Source organism: Aquibacillus albus, from assembly GCF_016908325.1.
GTDB lineage: Bacteria > Bacillota > Bacilli > Bacillales > Amphibacillaceae > Aquibacillus_A > Aquibacillus_A albus.
Window position 1 is genome coordinate 92070 of record NZ_JAFBDR010000012.1, and the last position, 16113, is coordinate 108182.

The 16113-nt window shown below is 36.9% G+C and carries 8 protein-coding genes; all 8 read left to right on the plus strand.

All coding sequences use genetic code 11. The features are described 5' to 3' along the window. The first annotated feature begins 151 nt into the window (after window positions 1–151). Window positions 152–1693: a malate:quinone oxidoreductase gene (locus JOC48_RS11860; protein WP_204499940.1), complete on the plus strand. Its 1542-nt coding sequence runs from the start codon at window positions 152–154 to the stop codon at window positions 1691–1693. Between the two features lie 745 nt (window positions 1694–2438). Beyond that, window positions 2439–3968 carry a response regulator transcription factor gene (locus JOC48_RS11865; RefSeq protein ID WP_204499942.1) on the plus strand — a complete coding sequence of 510 codons (1530 nt, stop codon included), beginning with the start codon at window positions 2439–2441 and terminating at the stop codon, window positions 3966–3968. Window positions 3969–3983: 15 nt separating this feature from the next. Continuing rightward, window positions 3984–5744 carry a cache domain-containing sensor histidine kinase gene (locus JOC48_RS11870; protein ID WP_204499944.1) on the plus strand — a complete coding sequence of 587 codons (1761 nt, stop codon included), beginning with the start codon at window positions 3984–3986 and terminating at the stop codon, window positions 5742–5744. 431 nt (window positions 5745–6175) lie between these two features. Next, the gene (locus JOC48_RS11875; protein ID WP_204499946.1) at window positions 6176–7483 is read left to right on the plus strand and encodes an ABC transporter substrate-binding protein; all 1308 of its coding nucleotides are present in this window, start codon (window positions 6176–6178) and stop codon (window positions 7481–7483) included. A 239-nt stretch (window positions 7484–7722) separates the two neighbouring features. Beyond that, window positions 7723–8649 (plus strand): carbohydrate ABC transporter permease, encoded by a 927-nt coding sequence (locus tag JOC48_RS11880; protein WP_204499948.1) that lies wholly within the window; start codon window positions 7723–7725, stop codon window positions 8647–8649. After that, window positions 8646–9473, plus strand: a complete 828-nt coding sequence (locus JOC48_RS11885) for a carbohydrate ABC transporter permease (protein ID WP_204499950.1) — start codon at window positions 8646–8648, stop codon at window positions 9471–9473. Before JOC48_RS11880 ends, JOC48_RS11885 begins: the two co-directional genes overlap by 4 nt. A gap of 137 nt (window positions 9474–9610) precedes the next feature. After that, on the plus strand, window positions 9611–12733 hold the full coding sequence (gene ebgA, locus JOC48_RS11890; RefSeq protein ID WP_204499952.1) for a beta-galactosidase subunit alpha: 3123 nt from the start codon (window positions 9611–9613) through the stop codon (window positions 12731–12733). Between the two features lie 186 nt (window positions 12734–12919). Then, a complete protein-coding gene (lacZ, locus tag JOC48_RS11895; protein ID WP_204499954.1) occupies window positions 12920–15979 on the plus strand; it encodes a beta-galactosidase, LacZ type in 3060 nt (1019 codons plus the stop codon). Window positions 15980–16113: the final 134 nt, after the last annotated feature.

Sequence of the window (16113 nt, forward strand, 5' to 3'; positions counted from 1 at the left end):
GACATAGCTTGTACTTTCAGAGTTTAAATTGGAGCGGTTGAAAGTATAAGAAAAAATTCGACATTCGTTATAAGATGAGAGGAATTGTCGTGTTTTTCTAGGTGTGACGCCTCATCTTTTCTGCAAATTTTAGGGGAAAAGGTTGGTATAAATGAGCAACAGAGAAACGAAAGACGTCATTTTAATTGGCGCTGGAATCATGAGTGCCACTTTAGGGACAATCTTGAAAGAATTAGTACCGGAATGGGAAATTACGGTTTTTGAGAAGCTCGCAAACTCAGGAGAGGAAAGCTCTAACGAATGGAATAATGCGGGAACAGGACATGCGGCACTGTGTGAGCTTAACTACACACCCGAAAAAGCAGACGGGTCTATAGATATTAGCAAAGCTATTAAAGTTAATGAACAGTTTCGGGTTTCAACGCAGTTTTGGTCTTATCTTGTAAACAACAAGCTGATGCATAATCCACAGGACTTTATCATGCCATTGCCTCATATGAGTTTAGTAAGAGGGGAAGAAAATGTAAACTTTTTAAGGAAACGTTTTGAAGCGCTGTCAAACAATCCCTTATTTCAAGGGATGGAATTTTCCGATGATCCGGAAAAACTGATGGAATGGCTTCCGCTTATTATGAAAGACCGCGCATCAAGTGAACCTATAGCGGCAACAAAAATTGACTCTGGAACAGATGTCAACTTTGGCGCATTAACGCGTAAGTTGTTTAACCACTTAGAAAGTAAAAATGTCAATATAAATTACAAGCATAGTGTTAAAAATATGAAACGGACAAACAACGGCAGGTGGGAAGTGAAAGTACAGAATCTCGATAGCGGTACTGTCGAACGCCATACTGCAAAATTCGTCTTTGTTGGAGGCGGCGGAGGAAGCATACATTTACTGCAAAAATCCGGAATTCCTGAAGGGAAACATATTGGAGGATTCCCGGTAAGCGGAATATTTATGGTGTGTAATAACCCGGATGTTGTTACGCAGCATCATGCAAAAGTATACGGAAAAGCTAAGGTTGGTGCTCCTCCAATGTCTGTTCCGCATCTGGACACACGATTTATCGACAATAAAAAATCATTGCTATTTGGACCATTTGCCGGATTTTCACCAAAGTTTCTAAAGACCGGCTCTATGTTTGATTTGTTAACTTCTATAAAACCGGATAATCTCGTAACCATGTTGGCGGCAGGCGCAAAAAATATGTCATTGACAAAATACTTGATTCAGCAAGTCATGTTATCGAAAGAGCAACGCATGGAAGAGTTACGTGAGTTTATCCCGAACGCCAAAAGCGAGGATTGGGATTTAGTAGTAGCGGGCCAACGTGTACAAGTTATTAAAGATACAGAAGATGGTGGTAAAGGGACGCTTCAATTTGGTACAGAAGTTGTTAGTGCAGCTGATGGTTCAATCGCAGCATTGCTGGGCGCATCTCCAGGTGCTTCTACGGCCGTTAACGTCATGCTAGAAGTAATAACAAAATGCTTCCCTGATCACATAAAGGAGTGGGAACCGAAAATCAAAGAAATGATTCCTTCTTATGGTGTATCACTAATGGAAAACCCAGATCTGCTGCAAGAAATTCATGCTTCAACAGCAGAGACGCTTGGTCTAAGCGAAAAAGAGTCGGGATTTAGTAATTCCTTGGATGCAGAAAACGATGTATTGAATGAAAAAGCTTAACCAATATTGGACAAGTGTTTCTATGAGGAAGAGAATGAAAACAGAGATTATATCATCAAATGTAAAACGTAGAACCTTTGATCTATTTGGATTGAGGGTTCTTTTTTTGCACGTTAAGAAAGCATAAAATATAAGCAGAAAAGTAATTCGACGTCGTAAAATTTCAAGGAATGAAGTATAAGAAAAACTTCGATTGTTCTCTTATTTATTAAAAGCTGAAAAGTTGTTTTTTCTTTTCTCGCATAGACTGTTGAAATGCTTGAACATACTTTTCTAATAAATGCCTAACCCTAGGTAAGCCCCTGTATTTTTTAAGATTTTGAGATTTTCCTACTGTGGTTCATCATTAGTTTGAAATTTTTACCATTAATTTAGGGTTTATTTACACGCATTTTGCATTTATGATGAAGAACAAGAGGAACTTAATTTAGAAGAATTTTTTAACATTGATTCAGCAAAGAAACGGATTTATTCGTGAATAATGTGTTATTAACAAATGTTTTTCAAAAGATATTAACTTCTACGAAAAAGTTAGACAAATTACTAGATTTTGAAAATACTGTTTAACTGAATTAGTAGTTGTGAAGACATTACTCTGCCAGAAATCTTATCCAGTGCACAAGGTGAATGAATCAGTATGAGACAATTTTGGGAACAGGCCACCTTAGTAAAATGTTGTCATTGATTGGTCAGTCATCTTCAAAATATTCGTTGGCCTTCACATGTGAAAAAAAGGAGGGACAATATGAATGAATCATGGAAAGTATTAATTGTTGATGATGAGATGCTTATTAGACAGGGTTTTATTAATTACATCAACTGGGAGGAAGAAGGTTTTCAAATTATTGGAGAAGCGGGAAACGGAGATGAAGCACTCCAATTAATTGAACAAGATCAACCTCACATTATTATTACCGACGTTGTTATGCCGGGCATGGATGGTATTGAACTAGTGAAAGAGGTTAAAGCGAAGTACCCTGCGATTGAAATCGTGGTGCTAAGCAGCTTTGAAGATTTCGATTATGTTCGCTCTACTTTTCAGAGTGGTGTTGCGGATTATATATTAAAGCCAAAGCTTAATGGAGAAGAGCTAATTAAAACGTTGCGCAAAATTGTACCTAACGAGTTAGATAATAGCGGAACAAAATATAGTCAAATTTCCGTAGAAGAACTATTGCAAAAAAGTATTAATGGTTATTCGTTAATGAACAGCGAAAGCACACTTATCGAAGCTTTTCCATTTAGCCATTATAGTTTAGTAGCAGTTTATTGTCCCGAGGATAATCAAAATGTCTTAACTTATAAAGAAATACATGATCAAATGAAACAACGTGTAGGACAAATCGAGAGCTATTTGATTCCAATGAATGCAAACGATATCATATTTGTGCTTAATTATGAGCTCAACCAATTACCTTCTATTAAAGAGGTAGTTAATGAATTAGCAAATCAATACAACGATTCAAACCAAGTTAGCGTATGGATTATGAGTAATCCTTTTACTTCCATTCTCGAAGTAAAAAAAATATATGAAGAAGATCTAGTAAGAATGAAAAATTATATCTTCTATTTACAAGATAGAAAAATATTAATGTACGATAACTTGCCAGAAGTAGTGGAAAATAATAACCAGTTTGATTTAAACCAGTTTATTCATTTTTTAAAACATAAGCAATTTAGTGTTGCAATTCATTATTTAACGGAGCATTTAGATGCTTTAGCGAGTAACTATACAAAAGATATACATGAATTTAAGTCATGGCTGTCGAACATTATCTTTAATATCGTTGTATTATTAGGGAATATGAAATATGATATGACGGAACTCGAGTCCAAAAAATATGATTATTTTACTAGTGTTAATGAAGCAAAGTATGCAAGTGACGCACTTGACCATTTCTATGATTTCTTATCCGAGGTAAAAGAAATTGTTTCAACAGATAAAGAGGATCGCCCAAGGAACATGCAGTTGTTATTACAATATATTGAGGATCATTTTTCAGAGCCACTATCCTTAAAAACGTTAGCAAACCATTTTCATTTTAATCCATCTTATTTATCTAGTTATTTTAGTACCCATCATAAAGAAGGTTTCAGTGATTATTTGAATCAAGTAAGAATTAATAAAGCGAAGCTCATCTTGAATTCCGGAACAATGCCAATTGCGACTGTTAGTGAAATGGTCGGCTATTCAGAGCCAAGTTATTTTTGTAAAGTGTTTAAGCGGATCGAAGGCATGTCTCCTAGTAGTTATCGAAAAAAATTTCAGCAATGATCTGAGGAAAATCTTATGAAGAATTTACTAAAAATTATTCAAAACAACAACCTATTTGTGAAAATGTTTCTAGTGATGGTCATAAGTATCGTGTCTGTATCTGTCTTAATTACTTTTAGCACAATCCGGATGTCAAGTAACCTTTTTATGGAAACATTTAGTATTACCAATACGAAGGTTCTTAACCAGATTAAACAACGGCTCGAAGCCTTTAATTACTCAGTTGTTGTTACAGCAATTGATGTACAAAATAACGGAACGGTTAAAGAAGTTCTGACACAAAAAGATGGCAGTTCCTTGCAGATGAATACTTCATTCTATTCGATTAAAGAGGAAATGGAACGCATTTATAATGATAATTCTACCGATGCAAATATGATTTTATTAGGAGTTAATTATCATTTATTTAACATGAAATATTCCAACTGGCCTGTTACAGCGGATACGTTAGTCAATCATCCGATGACGGTTAAGACAAGGGAAAATCCCAATAAAATTCTGTATCAGTTTGATTGGTCTGAAGCGACAAATGGAGTACCGATGATTGTGGCAACAAAGGTTCTTACTGAAAGATCAACGGGAAACATCTATGGGTATTTATATGTTCCAATCCGTGAACAAAATTTTAGAGAATTTTATGAAGGCTATACAAGTCAGGGCAACAATGTGTTAGTAATGAATAGTGATGGGAGAATAATATCTAGTAATCAACTAGAGATGATTGGGGAAAATGCGCTTAATCTATTATCTTATACGAGCGAAATTGAAGACAATAATCTAGATCATAAAGAAGTAAACGTATTTGAAAAAGACTATTTAATGTTATCGGAGTATTTACCAACCCTCGATTTATACATTGTTAATTTGATTAATAAGGATTTAGTAATAGACAACCTAGTAGATACGAAAGAAATAGTTCTTATAAGTATCGGAATAGTACTCTTAGCTGTATTAGTGGTATTTATTATTTCAAGAAGAATGACAGTGTCGTTAAGTAAATTAATCAATCAAATTTCTAATATGGCACGATACAACTTTAGTAAACCTGTTCAAGTGACTGGTGGGTATGAAGCAAGAAAAATGGCAAGTGCATTCAACTATATGCTCAATGAGCTACACGAATATGTCAATATATTAATGAAAACGCAGCAAAAGCAACGGAAAGCGGAATTAGAAGCATTGCAACATCAAATCAATCCGCATTTTCTTTACAATACGTTGACTTCGATTAAGTTTTTAGTAAAAGAAGGAAAAAAAGAATCAGCCTTTGATACGATAGATGCCCTGATTTCTTTATTGCAAAATGCTTTAGGAAATGTAGATGAGACTATTTCTGTTGAACAAGAGATTGTTAATATGAAAAATTATGTCTTAATAAATCAAACGAGGTATGGAGATCGGATAAAAGTAAACTACCTCATCTCTCCAGATTGCTTGCAGTATCACTTACCAAAGCTTGTCATTCAACCATTTATCGAGAATGCTTTTTTCCATGCGTTTACCCATAAAAAGCATGGCTATATTCAAATATTGATTGCTCAGAGAGAGAATAACCTTGTTTGTGAAGTAATCGATACTGGTGATGGGATCGCAGTGGACAAGACAGAAAAGAAATTGCCTTATTTAAAAGAGAAGCGTCAATTATTTAGTGGCATCGGTGTGCGAAACGTAAATGAACGAATTCAGTTATTGTATGGTAAAGATTATGGTGTAGAAATAACAAGTGAACTAGGAAAAGGAACGAAAGTGAAAATCACCTTACCTCTAATGAAGTAAAACTACCACTCGGTGAGATGGTCTCGCTGAGTGGCAGTTTTTTTACGTTAAGAAAATTTTAGCGGAGAAGTAATTCGGCGTAGTACAAATTTTCAGGAATGAAGTATAAGAAAATATTCGACACTCGTTATAGTACGAGACGAATGTCGAGTTCTTCTAAAGACTATGTAAAGCGCGCTATAGTTAAATTTTTGTTATAGGAAAAGTAACTACACGGGCTAGTGTGGTCTAGAGTATATAAAAATCTAAACATATTACAATTTCTAAAAAAATTACAATTAATAATGATACCGCTTTCAAAAATATCTAAAATTATTCAAATTATTATCTAAATATCGTTCTACCAGTCTTTTTTTATTCAATGTTATGATTAATTCAGGCGGTGTGATAACGCTTCCAAAAACACAAAAATAAGAGGGGGTTTTTTCATCATGAAAAAACTATGGTTTTTAGCAATAACTGTATTATCAATCCTTTTCTTAGCTGCTTGTGGCGGTGAAGAATCAGGAACTTCAGGAGACAACGGTTCTGGCTCGGGTGATGCTGGTTCAGGTGATGAAACGACAACAATCAAAGCTTGGGCATGGGATCCAAACTTTAACATCGCTGCACTTAATATTGCTGAAGAACAATACGATGGTGATGTAGAATTAGAAATCGTTGAAAATGCACAAGATGATATCGTTCAAAAATTAAACACTGGTCTTAGCTCAGGTACAATGAAAGGTATGCCAAATATTGTACTAATTGAAGACCAACGTGCTCAAAGCTTTTTGCAAGCGTATCCAGATGCGTTCTTCCCAATTGATGAATATTTCAACAAAGACGATTTTGCAGCATACAAATTGGAGCCAACTAGCTTAGACGGTGTTCAATTTGGTCTTCCATTTGACACAGGTGTAACTGGTTTATTCTATCGTACGGACTACCTTGAAGAAGCTGGATACACTCATGATGACTTAGTTAACATTACGTGGGAAAGATATGTTGAAATTGGTAAAGATGTAAAAGCAAAAACAGGTCATGATTTCATATCTTTAGATCCAAACGACTTAGGTATTCTTCGTGTTATGATGCAAACAGCTGGTGCTTGGTATGTAGAAGGTGATGGTACTACTGTAAATCTAGTAGACAATGAACCATTGAAACAAGCTATGGAAAACTATAAAGCAATTATGGAAGCGGACTTGGTAAAAGCTAACTCTGACTGGAGCCAATTCCTTGCAGCATTTAACAGTGGTGACGTTGCAACTGTTCCTGTAGGTAACTGGATTGCAGCAAGTATCGAAGCGGAAGAGTCTCAAGCTGGTAAATGGGCAGTAGCTCCAACTCCACGCTTGGACATCGATGGTGCAAAAAATGCATCTAACCAAGGTGGTAGCTCATGGTATGTTCTTAACGTTGATGGCAAAGAAAAAGCTGCTGAATTCTTAGGTCAAACTTTTGGTTCAAGCACTCCATTCTATGAGCAGTTAGTTACTGAAGTAGGTGCGATTGGGACGTATAAGCCAGCATCTGAAAGCGATGCTTATGCTACTCCGAATGAATACTTTGGTGGCCAAGCAATTGTTCAAGATTTCTCTGAATGGATGGCAGATGTTCCTCCTGTAAACATGGGATTACACACTTATGCTATTGAGGATATCATATCTGCTGAAATGCAAAATTACCTAAAAGGTAAGCCGTTAGAAGATGTACTTGCAGACGCACAAGCTCAGGCAGAATCACAATTGAGATAAGTAGTAAGTAAATAAGCCTAAGGGAAAGCCTGAACTGGATAAAGTAGATAAAGTACTATGCCAATACAGAGCTAACCTTAGGCTTTATTTACTAAAAAACAAGTCTAGTTTATGACCTATTAGAGAAGCATCGCAAGCTTGAAAAAGCATGTAAGGGTAATGGGGATTCTACGAAAGCAACATACTTTCAAAAGAATCATTTTCTTTTAAAGGCCGCATGAGTAAGGAGGAGTTGGAACATGAGTGAACTAACGAAAAGTACGAATGTACAATCATCTTTGAATAAAAAGACATTCGTCCAACGTTTTAAAAAGAATTATATTGGTTGGTTGTTTATTGCGTTATCAGTAGTCGGAATTGGTTTATTTTATTTTTACCCAATGGTACAAGCATTTCTACTTTCATTAAAATCTGGTATGGGTGCTAACCTTGAATTTGTTGGCTTAGAAAATTATGCAAGATTATTTAATGATCCTACATTTATTTCAGCACTAACCAATACGATAATCTATCTATTGGTTCAGGTACCAATTATGATCGTGTTAGCATTATTCTTTTCTGTTTTATTAAACGATGCGACTTTAAAATTTAAAGGATTTTTTAGAACAGCTATCTTTTTACCGTGTGTAACTTCATTAGTTGCTTACGCAGTAATTTTTAAATATTTATTTGGTGTAGATGGTCTAGTGAACAAGTTATTATTGAATTTACACCTTATTTCAGAGCCTTTAAATTGGTTATCTGATCCTGTCTTAGCTAAAATCACAATTATTGCAGCCATCACATGGAGATGGACTGGTTATAACATGATTTTCTATTTATCAGCACTTCAAAACGTAGACAAGCAAATGTATGAAGCGGCAAGAATTGACGGAGCTTCTGCTATCCAACAATTCTTTTATATTACAGTTCCTATGTTAAAGCCAATTATTTTATTTACTTCAATTATTTCTACTATTGGTACATTGCAATTGTTTGATGAGGTTATGAACATCACGGCTGGTGGGCCAGGAAATGCGACACTTTCCATTTCCATGTACATTTACAACCTATCGTTTGAATATACGCCAGACTTTGGATATGCAGCGACCGTATCTTACGTCATTGTTATCTTAGTTGTTATCCTATCCATGATTCAATTCAGAGTGGCAGGTGATAAAAGATGAAGAAGTTAAAAAGAGTAGCTACTTATCTATTTTTAAGTATTGCAGCTTTGGTATCGATATTTCCATTTTTATGGATGCTAGTAAGTATGACAAATAAATCCGTGGATGTTACCGCTGGTCGGTTGTTACCTGGTACGCATTTATTTGAAAACTTGAAAGTATTATTTGGGCAAGTAGATATTGCAAGTGCTATGTGGAATTCAACCATTATAGCGGTAATCACAACGTTCTTGACACTGTTAATCGGCTCCTTAGCAGGTTATGGTTTTGAAATTTATCGTACGCGTGGGAAAGACATGATTTTTAATATTCTACTGTTATCGATGATGATTCCATTTGCGGCTATTATGATTCCGTTGTACCGCTTGTTTGGTCGAATCTCAGGAACTGCTCCGTTTATAGGTATTGATACGTTAGCGGCGGCACTATTGCCTACTGTTATTACCGCCTTCTTCATCTTCTTCTTCCGTCAAAACACAAAGATGTTTGCGAAGGAATTGGTGGAAGCTGGTAGAATTGATGGTTTAAGTGAACTGGGAATCTTTTTCCGTATTTATGTTCCAACAATGAAAACAACATATGCAGCAGCAGCAATAATTGCGTTTATGAATAGCTGGAACAACTATCTATGGCCATTAGTTGTTTTACAGTCACCAGAAAAATTGACGATTCCATTGTTAATTTCCAATCTTGGTGCTGGTTACTCACCAGACTATGGTGTAATAATGACTGCAATTGTAATTGCAACATTACCAACAGCGCTTGTTTTCTTCTTCATGCAGAAGCACTTCGTTGCAGGTATGATGGGGTCAGTAAAAGGATAATTTGGGGACAGGCATCTTGTCCCACTTTGGTGGGCAAGGATGCCTGTTTTATGTTTAAAGTTAACAAAGGGACGATTCCCTTGTCCCAACTGAATGGGTCAAGAGATCCGTCCTTAAATTGCATGGAGGGATAGAAATTGCCTACAATTAAACACGATTGGGAAAACTTAGACGTACTACAACGAAACCGCAGACCGGATCGCGCTCATTTTATTCCGTTTGATGATAAGCGAAGCGCGTTAACATTTGATCGTAACAATGCATCATCTTTCAAACTATTAAACGGTCTTTGGAAATTTCATTATGCAACTAATCCAAGCCTTGCACCTGAGAAATTTTATGCAGCAGACTATGACACAAGTAGCTGGGATGACTTATACGTTCCATCTTCATGGCAAATGCACGGGTATGGTAAGCCGGCATACACAAATGTTGTTTATCCATTTCCGGTTGATCCACCATTTGTTCCTAATGAAAATCCAACTGGTTCTTACACAAGAGAGTTTTTCATATCAAAAGCTTGGCTGGATAAGCAAATTACGCTTAAGTTTGAAGGTGTAGATAGTGCGTTTCACGTATGGGTAAACGGTGACGAAGTTGGTTACAGTCAAGGAAGTCGTATTCCATCAGAATTTGATATTACTCCGTATATTCAAGAGGGAAAAAATAGTGTTGCTGTCCAAGTATACCAATGGTCAGATGCGACGTATATTGAAGACCAAGATATGTGGTGGCTCAGTGGTATTTTCCGTGATGTTTATTTGTTAGCGGAGCCTAAAGTGCATGTGCAAGATTACTTTGTTAAAACAATGCTTGATGAAAATTATGAAAACGCTATTCTTGAAATAGAAACAATCGTTGAGAATAGTAGTGATCAATCAGTTGATGGCTACAAGCTAGCGTATGAGTTGATGGATGTTGATGGGAAAGCTGTTGTAACTGAGCACGAATCAGAATCTATTTCTATAGCTGCAAACAGCACAGAAACAATCGTTCAAACATTTAATATTTCAAAACCAAATAAGTGGTCTGCGGAAGATCCGTACTTATATAATTTATTACTTTCATTAAAAGATGGCACTGGCGAAGTTTCTGAAGTGATTCCCACAAGGGTTGGCTTCCGTTCTGTTGAACTTAAGGATGGCGTATTCTTAGTCAATGGTGTAGCGATAATGCTTAAAGGTGTGAATCGTCATGATCATCATCCAGATTTAGGGCGAGCGGTTCCAATTGAGTGGATGATTAAAGACGTAGAGCTAATGAAGCAACACAACATCAATGCAGTGAGAACAGCTCACTATCCGAACGATCCAAGGTTCTATGACTTGTGTGACCGTTATGGTTTATATGTGATTGACGAAGCGGACCTAGAGACACACGGGTTTGATGTGATTGGTAATTGGGATCAGCTAAGTGATGACCCGGAATGGGAAGCGGCTTACTTAGACCGCATGAAGCGTATGGTACATCGCGACAAAAACCATGCATCAATTATTATGTGGTCACTAGGAAACGAATCCGGTTATGGCCGTAACCATGTTGCAATGGCAAATTGGGCAAAAGCATATGATGACACACGTCTCATCCACTATGAAGGGGAAAGTCGTGCCATTACACGTACAGAGAGCGACTATAACCCTAATCGTGACCCAGAGTCTTCTGATATATTTACAACGATGTACACAGCAGTTGAAGTGATGGACACATTAGGTCAGCGTACGGATTTAAAAAAACCACACATTCTTTGTGAGTACGCACATGCAATGGGGAATGGTCCAGGTGGTTTAAAAGAATACTGGGAAACTTTCTATAAACATGAGCGTTTGCAAGGTGGTTTTGTTTGGGAATGGCTGGATCACGGTATTCGCCAATACACAGAAGATGGACAAGAATACTTTGCTTACGGTGGTGACTTTGGTGAAAAACCACACGATTCCAACTTTGTTATTGATGGATTAGTGATGGCAGACCGTACGCCTTCACCAGGTTTAATTGAGTACAAAAAAGTGATTGAGCCCGTGTTGGTAAAAGCCATTGATTTGGAAAGAGGCGAAGTAAACATCACGAATCGTTATGATTTTATCTCACTAGCGCATCTACACGCGACATGGTCAATTAAGACAGGGGAATCCGTTGTTGCAAGAGGAACACTGCCAGTAAGCGAAATTGCTGGACGTTCTAGTCAAGTAGTTGAGTTAGGCTATGACCTTAACGTGTTTCATGGTTCAACAGATGATTTTTGGTTAAACATTGATTTCACGCTAACTAACGATACAGAGTGGGCTCAAACAGGACATAAAGTTGCTTGGGCACAATTCGAATTACCTGTACAAAAAGCAGAGATAGAGGAAGTAGCTTTCTCGGATAACCAATTGCGTGTAGAAGATTTACGTAATAGCTTAGTTGTAAGTGGCGATGACTTTGAGGTTCGATTCGATAAGGTTTTCGGTAGTCTAGAAGAGTGGAAACACCAAGGTATAGATTTAATTAAAACGGGGCCAAAATTAAATCTATGGCGTGCACCAATTGATAATGATTTATGGGCTCAACCTCATTGGAAAGATGTTCCGTCGGTCAAAGAATGGAAGGATCATGGTCTGCATAGGTTACAGCAACGAGTGGATTCTGTAAACTATAACAGTCTAGGAGACTATCAAGTGGAAGTAGTTGTTGAGGCACGTGTTGCACCACCAGTATTGAGCTGGGGAATTACAACTACCTACACGTATTTAATCGACGTAAATGGCAAGATTGCTATCGATGTAAAAGGTGAACCATATGGTAAGCTTCCAAAGACGTTCCCTAGAATCGGCTTGAAAATGGAAGTACCTAACATGCTTAATCGTGTGAAATGGTATGGTCGCGGTCCCGGAGAAGCTTACGTCGATAGTAGACAAGCGAATGCCTTTGGCGTTTGGTCGAAAAATGTAGAAGAACTTTATACACCTTACGTCTATCCGCAAGAAAGTGGAAATAGGCATGAAGTGCGTTGGGCAACACTAACAAACGAAAGTGGTGTTGGTATGAAGTTCCAAGGACAGCCAAACTTTGACTTTAATGTTTGTTATTATACACCAGAAGTTATCGAAGAAGCGCAGCATACGTATGACTTAGTGAAACAAGACTTCATTACCATACAAGTTGACCACAAGCAACACGGACTGGGATCTTCCAGCTGTGGCCCTGACGTACTCGAAAAGTACAGATTATACAGTGGTCCATTCCAGTTTGCGTTACAGTTGAAGCCTAGTGTTAACTAAGTGATAGGAGGAATCTTTGCGCAATAATGTTTAGATAAAGTGCTATAGGGAAAATGGGAATCTTGCATGGATTAGGTCAAAAGTCCTAGTTTTGCAAGGTTCCATTCTGATGGGAATAATTGTTACTAACGCCACTCTATTTTAAAAAGTAGATGAACATTTAAATAGAAAGGAATTGTGAGTAGATTGAAAACAAACTATAGAACAGAAACTCAGCCAAATATTAATTGGCTTTCAGATGTAAATGTATTTGCAGTTAATCGAATTTCTTCACACTCAGACCATGTGTATTATGAAACAATGACTGAGGCAAGTTCGAATGCTCCTATGAAAATGAGACATAGTTTAAATGGGAATTGGAAATTTAATTATGAAGTCAATCCGCAAAGTCGACCTGAAGATTTTTATAAAATTGATTTTGATTACTCAGCGTGGGGAGATATAACTGTTCCAGGCCATATTCAGCTACAAGGTTATGGTAAGGCCCAATACGTCAATACTATGTATCCGTGGGATGGGCATAACGATATCCGTCCACCAGAAATCCCGAATGATTACAATCCGGTTGGTAGTTACATAAAGTCTTTTCATGTGCCATTTAATATGAAAAATAATCCGGTTTACATATCTTTTCAGGGGGTAGAGTCAGCTTTTTATGTTTGGTTAAATGGTGAGTTTGTGGGGTACAGTGAAGATTCATTTACTCCGGCTGAATTTGAATTGACTCCCTTTTTAACTGTTGGAGAGAATAAGTTAGCGGTAGAGGTTTATCAGCGAAGCACAGGAAGCTGGTTGGAAGATCAGGATTTTTGGAGATTCTCTGGTATATTCCGAGATGTGTACCTTTATACTGTGCCTAAAATCCATGTGAATGATTTGAAAGTTCGTACGGAGTTAGATTCCACTTATAAAATGGGCACACTTAACATTGATTTAAGCTTCTTATCAGAAGTACCAAGCGGCACAAAAGTAGTAGCAATATTAACCGATAAAAGTGGAGATTCAGTAGTATCCCATACGATTGAGCCTGAGCAACTAATAGGCAACATTTCTCTTGAGGTTAATACTCCTCACTTGTGGAGTGCTGAAGACCCATATTTATATAAATTGTATATTCAAACCTTTAATAAGTCTGATCATCTAGTCGAGGTTATCCCACAAAAGGTTGGTTTTAGAAGGTTTGAAATGATTGATAAAATTATGCATATCAATGGAAAGCGAATTGTTTTTAAGGGTGTTAACCGCCATGAATTTAATTGCTATAGTGGACGAACAATTACGAAAGAGGACATGTTATGGGATGTTAAGACATTAAAAAGAAATAACATCAATGCTGTTCGAACATCCCATTACCCAAACCAAACATATTGGTATGAACTATGTGATGAATATGGGTTGTATGTGATTGATGAAATGAATCTGGAAACGCATGGTTCATGGCAAAAGATGGGTGCTGTTGAACCTTCTTGGAATATACCAGGCAATAAAAAAGAATGGGAAAACATTGTCATGGACCGGGCGATTTCCATGTATGAACGAGATAAAAATCACCCATCTATCCTTATTTGGTCTTGTGGTAACGAATCCTATGCTGGAGAAGTGATTCTAAACGTTTCTAAATATTTTAAATCGGTTGATCCAAGTCGTCTTGTTCACTATGAAGGAGTTTTCTACAATAGAGATTATAATGATACGAGTGATATGGAAAGTCGTATGTATGCAAAACCTGCTGATATAGAGCAATATCTTAAAGAAAACCCTCAAAAGCCATATATTAGTTGTGAGTATATGCATGCGATGGGCAATTCACTAGGTGGTATGTATAAATATACTGACCTTGAACATAAATACCCAATGTATCAAGGTGGGTTTATCTGGGATTATATGGATCAGTCTATCACGAAAAAAGATCGATATGGCAATGAATTTTTAGCATACGGCGGAGATTTTGGTGATCGCCCAACTGACTATGAATTTTGTGGAAACGGTATTGTTTATGCTAATCGAGAAGAATCACCCAAAATACAAGAGGTGAAGTTTTTATATCAAAACGTCAAGCTCATTCCTGATCGAACTGGAGTTACGATTATTAACGATAATCTCTTTACGAATGTGAATGAGTATGATCTGGAATATATCCTATATTTAGAAGGAAAAGAAATATATCGAAGCAAACTTTCGGTTGATGTGGAAGCACAGAGTAAAGGACGGAGTGATTTTGATTGGCCAAATCATTTACAAACGGAGTCTGGGGAGTATTGTATCCATACTTCACTTAAGTTGAAAGAGAAGACTTTGTGGGAAGATGTTGGATATGAAGTTGCTTTTGGTCAGTTTGTGTTTACAGAAAAACAAACCGAACTAAGTGAAAAAGAAAGTTTAAAAGATAGTTTTCGAGTTGTAGAAGGCGATGTGAACATCGGAGTTCATGGCAATGACTTTAAAATTATGTTCTCTAAACAAGTAGGCAGCTTAATATCAGTTAATTATGCAGGAAAAGAAATGATTGAATCTCCACCTGCCCCATTATTTTGGAGAGCAACAACAGACAATGATCGAGGATATGCACAAAGTTTTCAATCAGGATGCTGGTTAACAGCCAGTCTTGCTAGAAAATGTACGGAGGTTACATTTAAAGAAGAGAAAAACAGAGTGAAAGTAGCATTTACCTATAAATTTTCCATAAATGATGAAATTGAGACAAAGGTAATATACACAGTTTATGCGGATGGAAGTATCCGGGTGAAATCTGCATATCAAGGTGCTAATGGTTTACCAATAATGCCAATCTTTGCAGTTTCATTCAAAATACCAGCAGACTACCACAATTTAGAATGGTATGCGCAGGGTCCAGAAGAAAATTATTCCGACCGAGCAATGGGAACTAAGTTAGGCATATTTAAAAATCAAGTAACTAATAATTTATCAAAATATTTAATGCCGCAAGAATCAGGAAATCGAACTGGTGTGCGCTGGGTAAATGTAACAGACCAAAAAGGACAAGGGATAAAAATATCATCGTTTAACAAAGCGCTTGAATGTAATTTTTCCCCATATACCGCTTTTGAACTTGAGAATGCACAACATCATTATGAATTACCGAATGTTCATTACACAGTTGTAACGGTTGCAGGTAAACAAATGGGAGTTGGTGGAGACGATAGCTGGGGTGCACCGGTCCATGATGAGCATCTTATTAAATCAAATGAGGATATGGAGTTTGAGTTTTTTGTAAGTAGAATCTAGTTAATTTCATAATTCATTATTAACCATATCTCAACAGTGTTGTATCTTAGATTGTTGATTGAAGCGGAAGGAAGTTGACTCCAACGGGAAAAGCAACAGCTAAAGAATCCAAAGGTGCGCCTTTGAAAGACAAC